13 protein-coding genes are annotated in these 17746 nt (G+C 70.0%); 9 read left to right on the top strand and 4 right to left on the bottom strand.

What is annotated here, in order from left to right:
- Positions 1–17 precede the first annotated feature (17 nt).
- Positions 18–5318 (top strand): hypothetical protein, encoded by a 5301-nt coding sequence (locus ACGFI8_RS41240; protein WP_392813077.1) that lies wholly within the window; start codon positions 18–20, stop codon positions 5316–5318.
- 154 nt (positions 5319–5472) lie between these two features.
- Here ACGFI8_RS41240 and ACGFI8_RS41235 read toward each other — a convergent pair whose 3' ends face one another.
- The gene (locus ACGFI8_RS41235; protein WP_392813076.1) at positions 5473–6984 is read right to left on the bottom strand and encodes an FAD-dependent oxidoreductase; all 1512 of its coding nucleotides are present in this window, start codon (positions 6982–6984) and stop codon (positions 5473–5475) included.
- Positions 6985–7179: 195 nt separating this feature from the next.
- Positions 7180–7974, bottom strand: coding sequence for a TetR/AcrR family transcriptional regulator (locus ACGFI8_RS41230; protein WP_392813074.1), 795 nt, complete (start codon positions 7972–7974; stop codon positions 7180–7182).
- A gap of 97 nt (positions 7975–8071) precedes the next feature.
- Between ACGFI8_RS41230 and ACGFI8_RS41225 the strand changes: the two genes are divergently transcribed.
- From ACGFI8_RS41225 to ACGFI8_RS41200, 6 genes are all read left to right on the top strand, one after another.
- Entirely contained in the window at positions 8072–9067 is a 996-nt protein-coding gene (locus tag ACGFI8_RS41225; protein ID WP_392813096.1) for an ATP-binding cassette domain-containing protein, read from the top strand.
- A complete protein-coding gene (locus ACGFI8_RS41220) occupies positions 9067–9903 on the top strand; it encodes an ABC transporter permease (protein WP_392813072.1) in 837 nt (278 codons plus the stop codon). The genes ACGFI8_RS41225 and ACGFI8_RS41220 overlap by 1 nt, the downstream gene beginning before the upstream one ends.
- 38 nt (positions 9904–9941) lie before the next feature.
- Complete coding sequence (locus ACGFI8_RS41215) at positions 9942–10391, top strand: DUF6069 family protein (RefSeq protein ID WP_392813071.1); 450 nt, start codon at positions 9942–9944, stop codon at positions 10389–10391.
- 205 nt (positions 10392–10596) lie between these two features.
- Entirely contained in the window at positions 10597–11763 is a 1167-nt protein-coding gene (locus ACGFI8_RS41210) for a DegT/DnrJ/EryC1/StrS family aminotransferase (protein ID WP_392813069.1), read from the top strand.
- Positions 11760–12863 carry a Gfo/Idh/MocA family protein gene (locus tag ACGFI8_RS41205; RefSeq protein ID WP_392813067.1) on the top strand — a complete coding sequence of 368 codons (1104 nt, stop codon included), beginning with the start codon at positions 11760–11762 and terminating at the stop codon, positions 12861–12863. Before ACGFI8_RS41210 ends, ACGFI8_RS41205 begins: the two co-directional genes overlap by 4 nt.
- Before the next feature lie 43 nt (positions 12864–12906).
- On the top strand, positions 12907–13584 hold the full coding sequence (locus tag ACGFI8_RS41200) for an HAD-IA family hydrolase (RefSeq protein WP_392813066.1): 678 nt from the start codon (positions 12907–12909) through the stop codon (positions 13582–13584).
- A 48-nt stretch (positions 13585–13632) separates the two neighbouring features.
- On the opposite strand, the gene ACGFI8_RS41195 is transcribed toward ACGFI8_RS41200, so the two are convergent.
- Both ACGFI8_RS41195 and ACGFI8_RS41190 read right to left on the bottom strand, forming a co-directional pair.
- Positions 13633–14673: a 3-dehydroquinate synthase family protein gene (locus ACGFI8_RS41195; protein WP_392813064.1), complete on the bottom strand. Its 1041-nt coding sequence runs from the start codon at positions 14671–14673 to the stop codon at positions 13633–13635.
- A complete protein-coding gene (locus tag ACGFI8_RS41190; protein WP_392813062.1) occupies positions 14670–15911 on the bottom strand; it encodes a 3-deoxy-7-phosphoheptulonate synthase in 1242 nt (413 codons plus the stop codon). The genes ACGFI8_RS41195 and ACGFI8_RS41190 overlap by 4 nt, the downstream gene beginning before the upstream one ends.
- A gap of 391 nt (positions 15912–16302) precedes the next feature.
- Between ACGFI8_RS41190 and ACGFI8_RS41185 the strand changes: the two genes are divergently transcribed.
- A complete protein-coding gene (locus ACGFI8_RS41185) occupies positions 16303–17112 on the top strand; it encodes a thioesterase II family protein (RefSeq protein WP_392813060.1) in 810 nt (269 codons plus the stop codon).
- Positions 17105–17554: a type II 3-dehydroquinate dehydratase gene (locus tag ACGFI8_RS41180; RefSeq protein WP_392813058.1), complete on the top strand. Its 450-nt coding sequence runs from the start codon at positions 17105–17107 to the stop codon at positions 17552–17554. The genes ACGFI8_RS41185 and ACGFI8_RS41180 overlap by 8 nt, the downstream gene beginning before the upstream one ends.
- Positions 17555–17746: the final 192 nt, after the last annotated feature.

Here is a 17746-nt window from a genome sequence, read left to right as displayed (position 1 = left end):
TCAAGGAGGCCCGATCGATGCTCAAACGGTCCGCCGTGCTCGTACATGGGCCGGCTCCTGGCTGGTCGCAACGACCGGAAGGCGTGCAGTTCGCGGCATTCCGGTCGACCATGTTCCTGGTGTTGTTCCTGGCCATCGGGACGGTCACCTGGCAGCACTGGCTGCTGGGCGATGTGCACGGCTCCCTGCTGTCCCACGCCCCGTACTTCGTGCTCGACCTGATCCTCACCGTGCCGGCGGCGGCGGCGAGCGTCTGGCTCGTGGACGCCGGCGACCGTCTGCTGCGCCGTCGGCGCGGGGGTGTTCTCGGCACCGGCCGGCAGGTGGCCCGCGCGAGTGCCATCGGCGTCGTGCTGGCGGTGCTGTATGTGCCGCTGGCAACCGTGCAGGCGCTCGGCCGGACGGTCATCGCCACGGCCGGAGGCCACCAGCACGATCATGCCGGCTCGGTGGCGACCGGCGGGCTGCCCTACGGCGGCCTGGTCGGGCTGCTGCGAGACGCGGCCGGCGTGGCCGTGCAGGTCGAGGTGGCCATCCTGATGCTGGCGCTGATCGGGGTGGTGGTCGTACCGGCATTCGCCGCCGAGTTGCGTCGTGCGGCCGCACCGGCCCATCTGGTCTGGTCGCGCTCGCTGGCGACCGGCATGGTGGTCGCGGCGTCCGTGTTTGCGCTGCCGGCCGCGGACGCGGCCGCGGCGGGGAGGCCGGAGGGGTGCGGCAGGGCGCCGCAGCGGACCTACAACGTCACGGCGATCGATCTTGACATCGTCGTCGACCGCTTCGGCGATCACGACCCGTACGGCTACATGTACGTGCTCAACGACCGGCTGAGCGCGGTGCGGGCGCAGGAGGCCGCGCTGCACGCCGCGTCGTCGCTACCGGAGGACGACCCGTCGGCCGCCAAGGTGTCGATCGGGCTGGGCCAGGACCCGATCCAGCCGCTGGTGCTGCGGGCACGGCTCGGTGAGTGCGTGGTCATCAACCTGACGAACAAGCTCACCCGGGCACCGCTCAACGGCCTGCTCGGCAACCCGCCGATCGCCCAACCCGGTGGCATTCCGTCCGTCTCGATCGACATGGCGGGCGTCTCCTATGACGCCGCGGCTGGCGACGGCGGTCAGGCGGTCGGCAACAACCCGACGTCGGTCATGGCCGAGGTGGGCCAGACCAAGCAGTACCGGTACTACCTCGACCCGACGATGGGCGAGGGCGCCAAGGTGTTCCGCAGCGGCGGCGACTCCACCCAGCTCACCGCCCACGGCCTGTTCGGCACGCTGATCGCCGAGCCGGCCGGGTCGCGCTGGTACGACCCGGTCACCGGGGTCGAGCGCACCACGGATGCCACGTGGAGCAACTGGGAGGCGATGATCAAGCCGGGGGCCGGCACGACCTTCCGCGAGTTCACGATCATCTACCACGAGGTCGGCGACGAGAACTTCAACCTCCGTCGGCCGCTGCGCCAGAACACCACCGGGATTCCGATCGGTGGTGACCCCGGCACGCCGGTCGGCGACCAGGTGCAGCTCGGCCGGCCGTTGCCGATGCTCGACATCCGGCCGCCCACCGCGTCCCAGCCCGACGAGGGCGGCGGCGCGACGAACTCGTACCGCCCCGGCAGCCGGGCGATCAACTACCGCAGCGAGTCGTTCTACCGTCGGCTTCAGCTCGACGCCGGTCGTGGCGCCGACGCACAGCAGGCCGACAAGTCGCTGGCGTACAGCTCGTACACGTTCGGCGACCCGGCGACCCCGATGCCTCGGTCGTACCTCGGTGAGCCGACGAAGACCCGCCTGGTGCAGGCGGGCCAGGAGCAGCTGCACGTGCATCACGTGCACGGCGGCGGTACCCGGTGGACGCTGGACGACGGTGCCGGCGACACCGACCTGGGCGGCGGCCTGTCGAAGGAGCCGCTCCCGAGCACCGACACCATCCAGTTGGACTCGCAGACGGTCAGCCCGTTCGAGTCCTACACGCTGGACCACGCGTGCGGTGCGGGCGGATGCCAGCAGGCGGCCGGCGACTTCCTGTACCACTGTCATATCGCGCACCACTACATCGCCGGCATGTGGGGCCTGTGGCGGGTCTACGACACGGCCCAACCCGACCTGGCGAAGCTGCCCGGCCGGGAGGCCGCGCCGAGCGCCGTCAACTCCGCCGGCCTGCTGGGCCGCACCATCGAGGGCAAGACGGTGGTGCTGCAGGCCGGTCTGACCAACCCGCAGACCCAGGTGGCGCTGGAGCAGTTGGTGGAGAACGCGCTGCCGCCGCAGGGCACCCGCTGGAACGACGGCAGCGGCCCGGACACGCAGGACGCCACCGTCTGGGACTGGCTGAAGCGCGGCACCGCCGCGGCACCTGTGTATCTGGGTGAACCGGACACCACCGCGGTATGGGCCAACTATCGCTCATCCGCTCCCGGCGCCCGACCGGAGATCCTGTTCAACCCGGTCACCGGGCGTCCCGCGTACCCGTTGTTGAAACCACATCTGGGGATGCGACCACCCTTCGCGCCAAACGGGCACGCCGGCGCGCCGGGCGTCGGCGACACCGCGACGGCGCGACATCGGGACGGGCTGTGTCCCCAGGCATCCCGGGTGGACAGGTTCAACGTCACGGCCATCTCGGTGCCGTTCCAGGAGACGGCCCGCGAGACCGACAACAAGGGTGAGATCTACGTCCTCACGCAGGACAAGGACGCCGTGCTGGCCGGCACGAAACCTGTCGAGCCGCTGGCGATCCGGTCCAACGTCGGCGACTGCATCGCGGTCAACTTCGGCAGCGAGCTGAATCCGTCGGTCCAGAGCAAGGTCAACATGCACACGCACCTCGTGCAGTTCGACCCGCTCGCATCCGACGGCGTGGTGGCGGGCTTCGCGTTTGAGCAGTCCGTGTACGCGGCGAGCCGGGACAACCGCACGCTCGCGTCGGTCGACGCGCCCAACCGGGTCACCGTGTCGAACGTCGATCACCTGCGGCCGGGCATCTCGATCGGCGTGGGCGTCGCCCGCACCAGCATCGAGGTCAAGAAGATCGTGACCATCGCCGGCAATCAGCTCACCTTCGACAGCGACCTCGCGAACCCGGACCACACCGCGGGCGAGCCGGTGAGCGTGGAGTTCGTCCAGTACCGCTGGTACTCCGATGTGGACTCGGGCACGGTGTTCTGGCACGACCATGTCAATGCCATCTATTCGTGGGCGCACGGCCTGTTCGCCGCGCACATCATCGAGCCCAAGGGCTCGACCTACCATGATCCGAAGACCGGCGCACAGGTGACCAGCGGCACGCAGGTCGACATCCACACGACGGGCTCCGTCGGCGCCGGGCAGTCCGGCTCGTTCCGCGAGTTCGTGCTGTTCCTGCACAACGGCCGACGCGGCCGCGGTGAGTTGAACTCGTCGCCGCAGGAGGGCCTCAACCCGTTCAACCCCGGCCAGGAGTGCGAGGAAGGGGACATCAACCTCAGAGCGGCGCCGCTGGGTGAGCGAACACCGCCGGGCGCGACACCGGCGAACCCGACGACCACCATGCAGCGGCAGGAGTTCAACGGCGCCAACTGTCGCAACGCGTTCAGCCGGGCACCCGACATACCGAACCAGCTCGACGCGAACACCGTCCGGGCAACCGTCACCACGGTGGACCCGTATGTGTTCTCGTCGGTGAAGTACGGCGACCCATCGACACCGCTGCTGCGGGCGTACACCGGCGACCCGGTCGTGGTGCGCACCATCGGGGTGGGTGAACGCGCCGAGGCGCTGCGCATCCAGGGCCACCGGTTCCGAACACAGCGGTTCAACGCGGACGGCGAGCTCACCGACACGGCCACCACGGGCATCTCCGAACGGTTCGACTACGTGCTCGACGGCGGTGCCGGCGCCCCTGGCGACTACCTGTACTACAGCGCGCGGACGTTTGCGCTGGAGAGCGGCGCGTGGGGCATCTTCCGGGCGCACGACACGCTGCAGGGCGACCTGAAGCCGTTGCCCGGCAGGCCGGCTCCGGCCACCGGGGTCGGGTTCCCGAGACAGGTGGCGGCGACCGGCAACACCCAGCAGGTTCCGGGGCCCGACCCGGCCTCGGCGTACCGGCCGGACGGCACGGTCAACACCGACGTGGTCACCTCGACGGTCAACCCGTGTCCGACGCTCGCCAGGCGGATCGACTACGACGTGTCGCTCATCAACCAGGCGCTGCCGACGTCGCCGTACCAGGACACCGGTGGCGTGGTGTACGCGCTGACCTCCGACGTGGCGGCGGTCAGAGCCGGCACCAAGGCACTGGAGCCGCTGGTGCTGCGGGCCGACAAGGGCGACTGCGTCCGGCTGACGCTGCGCAACCAGACGACGGCCGGGTCGCTCTACGGCGGTACCAACGCTGGCCTCGACCTGGCGAAGCTGGTGCACAACCCGCAACTGTCGTCCGGTGCGGCGATCGGGCTCAACCCCGACTCGACCGTGACGGCGGGCAGGTCGGTCACCTACACCTACTACGCCGACAAGGAACTGGGCACGTCGCTGTTCCAGAACCTGGGCAGCACGGCCTCCCTGCGGCACGGCGCGTACGGCATGCTCATCGTCGAGCCGGCCGGGTCGACCTGGACCAAAAGCGCCGACAACACACCGCTCGGCCCGACCGCCACCAGCACGCAGGCCATCATCAGGCTGCCGAACGGCACGCGGTTGCGCGAGTTCGCGCTGACGATGCAGACGACTGACCAGCAGTTCTCGCGCAGCGTCCAGCCGTATGTCGACGTCGTGGCGGGTAGCGGCGTCAACCAGCCGCAGAGTCCGTTGCCGTTCGCGCCGGTGCCCGGCGCACCACCAGGCACGGCCGATCATTCCGGTCCGTACGACAAGGCGTACAACAGTGTCAACTACCGTACCGAACCGTTGACGCAGCGACTCGGGCTCACCGCGAACGTCAACGACTACACGACGGTCAACGTGGTCGGGTCGTACGGTAGCGCGTTCAGCTCCAACCCGTACGGTGAACCACGAACACCCGTGTTCCAGGCGTACGCGCACGACCCGGTGGTGTTCCGGGTGGGCGTCGGCGCCTCCGACCAGTTCCATTCGTTCGCGATCAGTGGGCACGCGTTCCGGATGGATCCGCGGATCCGCAAGTCGGCGATGATCAGCACGCGCACCATCGGCGCCGGCGAGACGATGGACGCGTGCATCGCCTCGGCGGGTGGCCAGGCCGGCAACCCGGGTGACTACCTCTACCAGGACGCCCGTCAGGCGTTCACGGAGGCGGGCATCTGGGGCATCTTCCGAGTGCGTCCCCGCGGCGCTCCGGGCGGTCCCGCACCGCTGTAGCGGCGGTACCCGAACACGGCGTCCCCGGTCCGCAGTGGACCGGGGACGCCCTCGTGCGTGCTGCGCTGCGACGTCTCGCGGGCGGGATGGGTGGCGGCGCACGAAAAGGCCCGGCGGTCACCTGGGTGACCGCCGGGCCGCCGACCGTACAGCGTCAGCTACCGATGCTCTGCGGGTACCGGAAGAAGTTCGTCGGGTCGTACCGGTGCTTGATCCGCACCAGGCGCGAGTAGTGGTCGCCGAACGTCGAGTGCTGCCAGTCGGCCACCGGGCGGGCGCTCGGGAAGTTGATGTACGAGCCGCTCGCGAACTGTGCCAGCACGGCGGCACCCTCGTCGGTCCACGCGGTCGCCTGGGCGACCTGTTCGTCGCTCGGTGCCGAGCTGTCCTGGCCGCAAATGTAGCCGATCAGGAATCGCGCGTCGCGCTGCCACCATGCGCTCGACGCGCGCGGGATGTGGTTGGCCACGCCGCCGATCGCGATGCACTGCAGGTACCGGTAGGGCAGCTCCGGGTGCCTTTCCCAGGCGGCCACGTAGCGGCCGACCTCCTCGGCGGTAAGAGCCCGGTTGATGAGCTGGAAGCTCTGCCGCTCCCACGGTGCGCGGGGCATCTGCGCCTCGGGGTTGTGCCCGACGCGGTGGCACTGCAGCAGGGTCTTGTCGCCACAGTAGTTGGTCGTGGCCGCGTCGGCGTAGGGCAGCTGCCCGCTGACGTCGCGGGTGAGCGGCTGCACGCCGACGCGGCCGGCCAGTTCGTCGAGCGCCGCGTCGAGCTCCGCCTTGGGGCCGAGGTACAGGCCCGTGATGAGGACCGTCGGCGAGCCGAAGAACGGTGGGAGCACCGCGAGCAGCGAGCCCAGGCTGTTCGAGCCGGCGACGCACCAGGCCTGCCATTCGGCGATGACCTGTTGCATCTTGTCGGCCGGCCACGTGGTGGTGTACGTGACCGCCGTGGGCGCCTCGACCGGCGCGACCTCGAAGTCGACGACCACGCCGAAGTTGTTGCCACCGCCGCCGCGGATCGCCCAGTACAGGTCGGGCTCCTCGTCGGGGGAGCAGTGCACCAGCCGGCCGTCAGCGAGCACCAGCCGGGCCGACACGACCCGGTCACTGCCGATGCCGAATTTGCGGGTGTGGTAGCCGATGCCGCCGCCGGACAGGAATCCGCCGAGGCAGACCGTCCCGCAGGTACCGCTGATCACCTGCTTGTTGTAGGGCTTCAGCGCGTTGACGGCGTCGACCGCCTCGAGGCCGGGGCCGAGGTGGATAGTGGACCTGCCGACGGTTGCGTGGTTGATCCGCGACACGTCGATGACCAGACCTTCGCTCGTCGACCAGCCGGAGTGATTGTGCCCTCCACTACGTACCCGTACCGGTATCTCGTAGTGCTTGGCGAACCGGACGCACGCGCTCACGTCACCGGGCGTCTCGCAGTAGGCGATGCCCTGCGGGTTGACGGCGTCGTACTGGGCGACCTCCAACTGCTTGGCGAGGTCGTAGCCGCTGTTGCCGGGCAGCACCAGATCGCCGTGCAGCTGGTTGCGCAGGCGGCCCCAGTTGGTGCCCGGACCCGTCGCGTTGGCGGAGCCCGCGCCGAGGCCCACTGTGCCGGTGGCCAGCGCGATGCCTCCGGTCGCGCGGAGCAGGGTTCGTCTGGATGGCAACTGTTCCTCCTTGGAATGGCAACCGCCACGTCCCGGTGCCGGAACGTGGTTCGTGCGGTTCCGCTCAGCCGGCCACGCTATTCGGTGCGATACCGGGTGGCTATGTAGCGGCCGAGATGAGGGGTGCATGAGGGGGAGGAACAGCAGGTGTCACGCGCGTTGCGGGGTTGATTCCCGAAGCGTGGCGGGCTTGTATCAACGCGACGGTTTCTCCGGCAGCGTCGCGGCGATTCCGGCGATGATGCGGTCGAGTCCACGTTCGAACCTGGTTTGGAAGTCATGGTCGGCGCCTTCGCGCACCACCCGGGTGAAGTACGGGTACTCGCCGCCGCTGGTGAGTCGTTCGAGGTAGTCGGCCATGCGCTTGTTCCACTCAACTTCGTCGATGCCCATGTTGCGTCGGGCCTCCTGTTCGGCCAGCTCTTCCTGGACGAACCCGCCGACCCAGCTGGCGACCATGGAGAAGATGCCCAGCATGTCCTCGATGGACAGTCCGACTCCGTCGAGCACCGCCATCGCGTGCTCGAAGATGACCAGCATGTTGGGGCCCATCGCCGGACGCCCGGCGGCGATGCGCGCGAGCCACGGGTGCGTGAGCTGGGTGTCGCGCAGTTGCGCGGCCACCGTGCGCAGATCGTGCCGCCAGTCGCCGACCGGCGGGGGTAGCTTCGTCTCGCCGTGGATGTGGTCGAGCATCAAGGCGCACAGCGACTCCTTGTTCTCGACGTAGCGGTACAGGCTCATCGCGCCGGTGCCGAGCGACGCCGCGACCTTGCGCATCGACACCGCCTCGATGCCGTCTCGGTCGGCGATCTCGATGGCGGCCTCGGCCACCTGGGCGAGGCTGTACGACGGGGCCGGGCCTCGGGCGGGCTTGGTGGCCAGCGGCACCTGGACCCGACCGGAGAGTCGCCCCTTGCCGACGGTCGGGGCTGCCCTCGTATCGCTCTTCCTGGTTGCGTCGTCGCCGGCGCCGGCCCTCGATGTCACTGTCACCCGTCCTTACCTAACTTGCGTACGCCGTACCTGGTTAGCTATCGTACAACCGCGTACGGTGTACTCAGCGGAGGGACGTTGTATCGTGACCATGCATGGCGACGCTGTCGTCGTCGCAGAGGGAGTACGCAAACGGTTCGGCAAGACGCAAGCGCTTGACGGTTTCGACCTGACGGTGCCGGCCGGGGCGGTCTACGGGGTGCTGGGGCCCAACGGCGCCGGCAAGACCACCGCCGTGCGAGTGTTCGCCACCCTGGTGCGGCCCGACGAGGGCCGGGTCACGGTCGCCGGCCACGACGTGGTCCGCGACCCCGCCGAGGTGCGCCGCCGCATCGGGCTCGCCGGGCAGTTCGCGGCGCTGGACGAGGCACTGACCGGTCGCGAGAACCTGCGGATCTTCGGCCGGCTCTTCCACCTGCGCCGGGCGGTCGCCCACAAGCGGGCCGACGAGCTGTTGGAGCGTTTCGACCTGGCGTCGGCCGCCGACCGGCTGGTCTCGACCTACTCCGGCGGCATGCGGCGGCGCCTGGACCTCATCTCCAGCCTGATCGTCTCGCCGTTGGTGCTGTTCATGGACGAGCCGACGACCGGCCTCGACCCGCGCAGCCGCAACGAAATCTGGAACACGATCCGCGAGCTGGTCAGTGACGGGACCACGGTGCTGCTCACCACGCAGTACCTCGACGAGGCCGACCAGCTGGCGGGGCAGATCGCGGTCGTCGACCACGGCAAGGTGATCGCCTCGGGAACCCCGGACACCCTGAAGGCGATGATCGGCGGCCGCATCGACGTGGTCGTGCAGGACTCGGGCGACCTCGAGCGGGCCGGCCGGGTGCTGAGCGAGGCCGCGCGGTCGACGCCCGACGTCGACGTCGAGCAGCGCCGGCTCAGCGCGCCGATCGGCGTCGACACGTTGACGCTGCCGGCGGTGGTGCGCCTGCTCGACGCGGCTGGAGTCGACCCCGAAGACGTGGCGGTTCGTCGCCCCACCCTCGACGAGGTGTTCCTGGCGTTGACCGGCAAGCGTGACGACGGCGAGCCGGCCGCCGAGCCCTCCGTGGAGAAGACGAAGGAAGGGGTTTCCTGATGACGGCGCTCGACGTGCGGCCGGCCGAGACGGCGACGGTGCCGCGGATGGGCCAGGGGCCGGCCGACGTCCTCACGGCGACCTACCGGCATCTCCTGCGGCTCAAGCACGCGCCCGGCCAGATCATCAGCACGCTGATGTTTCCGCTGGCCTTCGTGGTGCTGTTCGGATTCGTCTTCGGCAGCGCGATTCCGATCGACGGTGGCGCCAACTACCGTGAGTACCTGATTCCCGGCCTGCTGGTGCTGACCATCTTCACCAACATCATGGCCACCATGATCGCCGTTGCCCGCGACAACGGCCTGGGCGTGATGGACCGGTTCCGTTCCATGCCGGTCGCGCGTTCCGCGATCCTGTTCGGCCAGGCCCTCGCCGACCTGATCAGCATGGCGGTGACGCTGCTGTTCATGCTGCTGTGCGGCCTGGTCGTCGGCTGGCGGGCACACAACGGCGTCGGGCAGTTCCTCGCCGCGTTCGGCCTGCTGCTGTTGCTGCAGTTCGCGACGTCGTGGGTCGGCGTCTACTTCGGTACCACGGTCAAGAACCTGGAGACGGCGGGCAAACTCGGTCCGCTGATCATGCCCCTCACCATGATCTCCAACGTCTTCGTGCCCACTCAGCAGATGCCCCTCGTGCTGCGGGTGATCTCCAACTGGAACCCGGTCAGCTGCGCGGTGGCGGCGTGCCGGCACCTGTTCGGCAACCCGGGCGTGCCGCAGGGCGACGTGGCCTGGCCGATCGCGCATCCCGTGGTCGCCACGCTCGGCTGGTCGGTGCTGCTGCTGGCGATTTTCGTGCCGCTGGCCGTGCGGCGTTTCCAGATCGACGAGTCCTGACCGCACCAGACCATCGAACAACAACGAAGGAGAAAGTCATGACGACGTCGAAGGCGTCGAGCGACGGCACGGCCGTCGCGCCCAAGGTGCGTGGCGGGCGGATCTGGGGCGCCGGCCTCCTCGCTGCCCTGGTGGGGGTGTTCCTCAACCTGGGCGTCGGCCTGGGGCTGCGCGCCGCGCTGGACATCGACAATAAGTTCCTGCCGCTCACCCCGGGCGCCATCGTGTTCTTCACGTTCATCCCGATGGTGTTCGGCGTGCTGTTCTACCAGATCCTGCGGGCCGTGTCCGGTCGTGCCAACGCCGTCTTCGCCATCGTGGTCCTGGGGCTCGCGGTGCTGAGCCTGGCGGCGCCGCTGAGCCTGCTCGGTGCAGACGCGAAGGACTGGGAGGGGCTGACTACCGGTGCCGCCCTGGCGCTGATTCCGTTGCACCTGCTGCCGGCCGTCGTGCTCGTGTTCGCGTTGACCCGGCTGCAGCCGCGGTAGCCTGATAAGCGCCCGTCGCAATCGCGCCGGCATCGCCTTCGACGGCGATGCCGGCGCGAACTTTTTCGTTCCCTGTATCAATGACCGGTAGGGGGTGCTTAGGGGAAATACTAGGGCGCTGACGCCTTTCATTTCCTGCGATAGCGTCCACCACGCATCCACAATCGCCGAGTGTCGGCTCAGGTATGTGGAAAGGTGGAATCAGGTGAGCGACAATTCCCTCAGCGCCCCGCAGCTCCCGCAATGGCCGCAGTTCGACGACACCGAGCGGACGAACCTCATCCGCGCCCTGGAACAGGGGCAGTGGTGGCGCATGGGCGGCAGTGAGGTCGACTCGTTCGAGCGCGAGTTCGCTGAGTACCACGGCGCCCAGCACGCATTGGCAGTAACGAATGGCACGCACGCGCTCGAGCTGGCCCTCGAAGTGCTCGGCGTCGGCCCCGGCACCGAGGTTATCGTGCCGGCGTTCACCTTCATCTCGTCGTCGCAGGCGGCGCAGCGGCTGGGCGCGGTGGCCGTGCCCGTCGATGTCGACCTCGACACCTACTGTATCGACGCGGCGGCGACCGAGGCCGCGATCGGCCCGAAGACCCGCGCGATCATGCCGGTACACATGGCGGGCCAGGTGGCCGACATGGACGCGCTCGCGAAGCTCTCCGCCGACGCCGGTATCCCGCTGGTGCAGGACGCGGCGCACGCGCATGGCGCACAGTGGCAGGGCCGGAAGGTCGGCGAGCTCGGCTCGGTCGCGGCGTTCAGCTTCCAGAACGGCAAGCTGATGACCGCGGGCGAGGGCGGCGCGGTGACCTTCCCCGACCAGACGTTGTACGAGAGCGCCTTCCTGCGGCACAGCTGCGGCCGGCCGCGCACCGACCGGTGGTATCTGCACCGCACGTCGGGCTCGAACTTCCGGCTCAACGAGTTCTCTGCGAGCGTGCTGCGCGCCCAGCTGACCCGGTTGGCCGGGCAGATCGACACTCGGGAACAGCGCTGGCCGTTGCTGTCAGGGCTGCTGTGCGAGATCCCCGGCGTCGTTGCGCAGGGCCGCGACGAGCGGTGCGACCGCAACCCCCACTACATGGCCATGTTCCGGCTCGAGGGCGCCACCGAGGAGCGGCGCAACGCCGTGGTCGACAAGCTGGTCGCCCACGGCCTGCCGGCGTTCGTCGGGTTCCGCGCTATCTACCGGTGCGACGGTTTCTGGGAGACGGGCGCGCCGGCCGAGTCGGTGGACGACATCGCCGGTCGCTGTCCCGCGACCGAGGCTCTGCACCGCGAGGCCATCTGGCTGCACCACCGGACGCTGCTGGGCACCGAGGCGCAGATGCAGGACGTCGCGCGGATCGTGGCACACGTGCTGGCGGAGGCGTGACGGTCCGCGTGGCCGTCGTGGGTCTGGGCTGGGCAGCCAGGTCGATCTGGCTGCCCAGGCTGCATGCCCACACGGCGTTCGACGTGACCGCCGTCGTCGATCCCGCGCCCGCGGCGCGGGACTGGGCGGCCGGGCACTATCCGGGCGTCCCGGTGCTGACGGACGTCGACGAGCTGGGCCCCGACCGGATCGACCTGGCCGTGGTGGCGGTGCCCAACCACCTGCACAGCGCGGTGGCCGGCCGGCTGTTGTCCGGTGGCACGCCGGTGTTCGTGGAGAAGCCGGTGTGCCTGAGCCCGGCCGAGGCCGGGCAGCTGGCTGCAGCCGAGCAGGCCGGCGGCGCGGTGCTGCTCGCGGGGAGCGCGGCGCGCTACCGCACCGACGTGCGGGCGCTCTACGACGTGGTGGCGCAGCGGATCGGGCGGATCCGACACGTCACGCTGGCCTGGGTGCGCTCGCGGGGCGTGCCGGACGCCGGCGGTTGGTTCACCCGGCAGCACCTCTCCGGCGGCGGCGCCCTGGTCGACCTCGGCTGGCACCTGCTCGACACGGTGTTGCCACTGCTCGGTGACGCCCCGTTCGACCAGGTGGCCGGCGTGGTCTCCAGCGACTTCCTCGACGCCGGTGGGTGGGGCGCCGCGTGGCGCGACGAGCCGGGCGCCACCGAGGCGGAGACCGGCGACGTCGAGGACACCGCCCGAGGCTTCATGGTCACCCGGGACGGCGTGGCGGTGTCGCTGCGGGCCAGCTGGGCGTCGCACGAGGCGCTCGACAGCACCCTGATCGAGGTCGAGGGCAGCGCCGGTACGGCGACGCTGCACTGCACATTCGGATTTAGCCCGAACCGGCGCCACGGCTCGTCGCTGACGTGCACGAGCGGCGGCAAGACCGTCGAGGTACCCGTTGCGGATGCGGCCGTCGGCGAGGAGTACGCGCACCAACTCGACGCGCTGCCCGCGCTGCTCGCCGACCCGGCGGGCAAGGGCCGCGCCGTCGCCGAGGCGCGCCGGATCGTCGAGGCGATCCAGCACGTCTACGCCTCCGCGCGCCCGTACCGGACCGCTGACCAGCAGGTCCGGGTTGCGCCCGCGGTCCGCTGACGATCCGGCGGACCGTGCGTACCGAACCCACGAGGGAGCGAGCATGCGTACAGACACCGATACCGATCCGCGCAAACTTGCGGTGATCTTCGATCTGGACGGCGTACTCGTCGACAGTTTCGAGGTCATGCGCGAGGCCTTCACGATCGCGTACGCCGAGGTGGTCGGCGGCGGCGAAGCGCCGTTCGAGGAGTACAACCGCCATCTCGGTCGCTATTTTCCGGACATCATGCGCATCATGGGGCTGCCCCTGGAGATGCAGGAGCCGTTCGTGCGGGAGAGCCGCCGGCTGGCGCACCGGGTCACCGTCTTCGCCGGCGTCCGTGAGCTGCTGCGGGTGCTGCGGGCCCGCGGGCTGCGACTGACGGTGGCGACCGGCAAGAGCGGCTCGCGCGCCCGGTCGCTGCTCAACCAGCTGGGCCTGCTGTCGCAGTTCGACTTCGTGACCGGCTCGGACGAGATCGCCCGGCCGAAGCCCGCACCCGACATCGTGTTGGACGCGTTGGATCGCCTGGGCGTACACCCGGACGAGGCCATGATGGTCGGTGACGCCGTCACCGATATCGCGAGTGCCCAGGGCGCCGGTGTGATGGCGGTGGCCGCGCTGTGGGCCGACAACGACGAGGAGGCGCTGCTGGCAGCGCGGCCGGATGCCGTGCTGAGCCGGCCCTCGGACCTGCTCGTGCTGTGCCCGCCGATACCGGCGCCGGCTCGCCGCTGACGGGCCAGGGCTCCCCGGAAGCGGCCACTTCCGGGAAGCCCTGGAGTTTCAGAACCGCGCGCGCGGCATGCTCTCGAGCGTGTGGGCGACGATCTGCTCCGGCACGTCCGGCACCAGCTGCGGGCCGTCCGGACCGTCGAGCACGAACGTGAGCCCGTCGGTGGCCTTCTTGTCCAGCCGCATCAGGCCGGTGAGCGCCGCGACGTCCAGCTCCGCCGGCAACGCCTCCGGCAGCCCGTAGTCGCTGACCACCCGGTGGTGCTCGGCGACCCGGTCGTCGTCGATGCGGCCCAGCGCGCCCGCGAGGCGGCCGGCGAACACCGTGCCGACCGCGACCGCCTCGCCGTGGCGCATCCGGAAGTCGGTGGCGCGCTCCAGCGCGTGGCCGAGGGTGTGGCCGTAGTTCAGGATGTGCCGCAGCCCGGCGTCGCGCTCGTCGGCGCTGACCACAGCCGCCTTGAGCGCGACGCTCGCCGCGATCTGGTCGCCCACCGGCTGGCCGCGCAGGTCGCCCGCGCCGATGAAGTGGCAGCGGGCGATTTCGCCGTATCCGTTGACCCATTCGCGCCGCGGCAGCGTCTGCAGGTACTCGGTGTCGCACAGCACCGCGCGGGGCTGCCAGTACGCGCCCACCAGGTTCTTGCCCTCGGGCAGGTTGACCGCCGTCTTACCGCCGACGCTCGCGTCGACCTGGGCCAGTAGCGAGGTCGGCAGGTGCACGACCGGTACGCCCCGGTGGAACAGCGCGGCGGCGAGCCCCACGACATCGGTGGTGGTGCCGCCGCCGCAGGAGACCACCGCGTCGGCACGGGTCAGCCCGAACCGGGCAAACTCGCTGCACAGCCCGGCGACTGTGGCGAGGGTCTTGTCGTCCTCGCCGTCGTGGGCGGGCAGCACGAGCGCCGGTACCCCCGGGTCGGGCAGCCAGTCGTACGGCCGCGCCGACACGATGACGACCCGCCGGGCCCCGATGCCAGCGATGACGTCGGCCAGCAGGTGCCGGACGCCGGGTCCGATATGGACGGTGTAGGACCGTTCCCGCAACTGGACTTCGACGCGCCGGGGCGGGTCGGCCGGTACCGTAGTCATGTGCTCCCCCTGCATCCGCGCAGCAGCTGCGCCACGTGCCGGGCCAGCTCGACCGCCTGCGACGCGTTGAGCCGCGGGTCGCACGCGGTCTCGTAGCGCCGGGGCAGGTCGGCGTCGGATATCCGCTGTGCGCCGCCCAGGCATTCGGTGACGTCCTCACCGGCCAGCTCCACGTGCACGCCACCTGGGTGGCTGCCCAGCCGGCGGTGCACGTCGAAGAAGCCCTCGACCTCGTCGAGGATCCGGTCGAAGTGGCGTGTCTTGTGGCCGGACGCGGACCGGAAGGTGTTGCCGTGCATGGGATCGCACTGCCAGACGACCTGGTGTTCGGAGGCCTCCACCTTTTCGACGATCGGTGGCAGCATGTCGCGGACCTGGTCGCTGCCCATCCGGCTGACGAAGGTGAGCCGGCCCGGTGTGTTGTCCGGGTCGAGGCGGTCGAGGTACTCGACCGCCTGTTCGGGTGTCGTCGTCGGTCCGAGCTTGACGCCGATCGGGTTGGTCAGCAGTTCGGCGAAGGCGATGTGTGCGCCGTCGAGCTGCCGCGTGCGCTCGCCGATCCACAGGAAGTGGCCGGACACGTCGTAGAGGCCGCCGGCGCTGAGCCGCAGCAGCGCCCGTTCGTAGTCGAGCAGCAGGGCCTCGTGGCTGGTGAACAGGCGGCCGTGATGGTCCGGCAGGGCCCGCAGCAGCTGCATCGTGCGGGCGGAGTCGTCGTACGCCTGGATCATCCGGTACGGGTCCGGAATGCGGGCCCGCGCGCTGGCGGTGAACGCGTTGATGATGTCGCCGCGGTACGCCGGCAGGCCGTGTTCGTCGAATGGGTGGGAACGCGGCTTGGCGTACTGGCCGGCGATCCGCGCGACCGTGACGACGGACACACCACCGTCGATGCGCAGCACGTCGGCCATCTCGGTGAGGGTGTGCACGTTGGCGCGGAGGTGCGCCTCGGTGTTGCCGGCGAAGGTCTCGGCGCAGTCACCGCCCTGCAGCATGAACGCCTCACCCTTCGCGACGGCGGCCAGGCGCCGGCTCAGTACGTCGATCTCGATGGGCAGAGCCAGTGGTGGCGCGACGGCCAGCGCCGCGCCGACCGCCAGGACCTCATCGCGGTCGGGCCACTCGGGCTGTTGGAATGCCTGGCGGCCGAGGGCGGTCTCCAGCCGTTCGTGCCACCAGGGGGGCAACCATAGTGATGCGGCCGCACCGTGGACCGGTGCGCCGGGGGTCACGTCCATGCCGCCAACCGTAGGAGGCGGCCGAGCGCTGCCTGCCTATCTGCCGGTAACTGGGCCGGCTCCGGCGACGAATGTCGGGTTCCGCGCTGAGACACCCGGGGATGTTAGGGGTTGGCGCGGTCCGGCCCGCTGTCTAGCGTCGACCTGTCGCTTGATATCGATGACCGTTTGGGGGTCAGATGTCGGCATCGGCAGATCACGTACCGCCGCTCATCGTCCGCAAGTCCTACGGAGGGGCGTCCGTCGCGATGAACTCGAGGGAACTCGGTGCCACGGCGGTCTTTGCCTGGCTGGAAGCCGGCGTGATCGACTCGGGCAGCACCCGGTTCCGGCGGGCGCAGGCTCTCGCGGCCGCACCGGCGGGCCGTGCCCGGCGCGCGGACATCTCGCGGTGAGCGCGGCACCGGTCGCCTCGTCCGCGGCCGCGGACGAGGCGTGGATCCGGCGATACCGGCCCGCTCCTGAGGCGCGGGTCTCGCTCGCCTGCTTTCCGCACGCCGGCGGTTCGGCCAACTTCTACCTGCCGGCCGCCCGCGGGTTGGCGCCCGCCGTGGAGGTGCTGTCGATGCAGTACCCGGGCCGGCAGGACCGGCGCGCGGAGCCGTCTGTCGACACCATCGCCGGGCTGGCCGACCTCGCCTTCGTGGCGCTGTCGCCGGTCGCGCGGAGCGCAGACCGTCCGTTCGCGCTGTGGGGCCACAGCATGGGGGCGATCGTCGCGTTCGAGGTCGCCCTGCGGCTGCGTGCGCAGCGGCTGCCGGCGCCGGTGCGGCTGATCGTGTCGGGCCGCCGCGCGCCGTCGTGCCTTCGTGGCGAGCAGGTGCACACCGGCGGCGACGAGGCCATCATCGCCGAGCTGCGCGCGCTCGGCGGCACCGCCGAGACGCTGCTGGCCGACGCGGAGCTGCGCGAGATGATCATGTCCGCGGTACGTGCCGACTACCACGCGATCGAGACGTACCGCTACGCCCCGGGGCCGTCGCTGGACTGCCCGGTGTCGGTGCTCACCGGCGACAGCGACCCGCACGTGACGCTGGACGAGGCGCAGGCATGGGCGCTGCATACCACCGCGGCCACCGATGTCAGCGTCTTCCCGGGCGGCCACTTCTTCCTCGTCGAGCAGGCCGCGCAGGTGCTCGACCACGTGGCGCACCGGCTGGCCGGCGACGTACCCGTCGATCGGGAGGTGACCGATGCGTGAGCTGCTGCTGGTCAACGGGCCCAATCTCGGGATCCTGGGGCGGCGGGAGACGGCCATCTACGGTACCGCGACGCTGGCCGACATCGTCGATGCCGTCGCGGCCGAGGTCGCGGAGCGGGGTTGGCAGGTGGTCTCCGTGCAGGACGAGTCGGAGGGCGAGCTGATCCGCGCGATCCAGGACAACTATGCGACAGTCGGCGCGATCGTCAATCCCGGTGCGTTGATGATCGCCGGCTGGAGTCTGCGCGACGCCCTCGCGAACTATCCGCGTCCGTGGATCGAGGTTCATCTGTCGAATGTGTGGGCGCGCGAGCAGTTTCGGCACGAATCCGTGCTGGCCCCCCTGGCGAGCGGCGTCATCGTCGGGCTCGGCGCCCGCGGTTACCGGCTCGCGGCCCGTGCGCTGCTCGAACTGGTCGACGAACCGGCCGGTCGATTGTAAAGATTTGCACTAACCGTCGTTTACATTCTCGAAACACGGCGCAGTCGATCACGTCGGAATCCCGACGTGGCGCCGTTGAGTTGCCATTCGCGTCTGTCACTGCTATTGTCAATTTACGGAGGATGGATCACTGTAGCCTGCGACCCTGTCGCGGGAACGTCGGCGCAATGGCCGGTCCACGCGGATCAATGA

Source organism: Dactylosporangium sp. NPDC048998, assembly GCF_043197855.1.
Classification (GTDB): Bacteria; Actinomycetota; Actinomycetes; order Mycobacteriales; family Micromonosporaceae; genus Dactylosporangium.
This window is presented reverse-complemented; position numbering and strand designations above follow the sequence as displayed.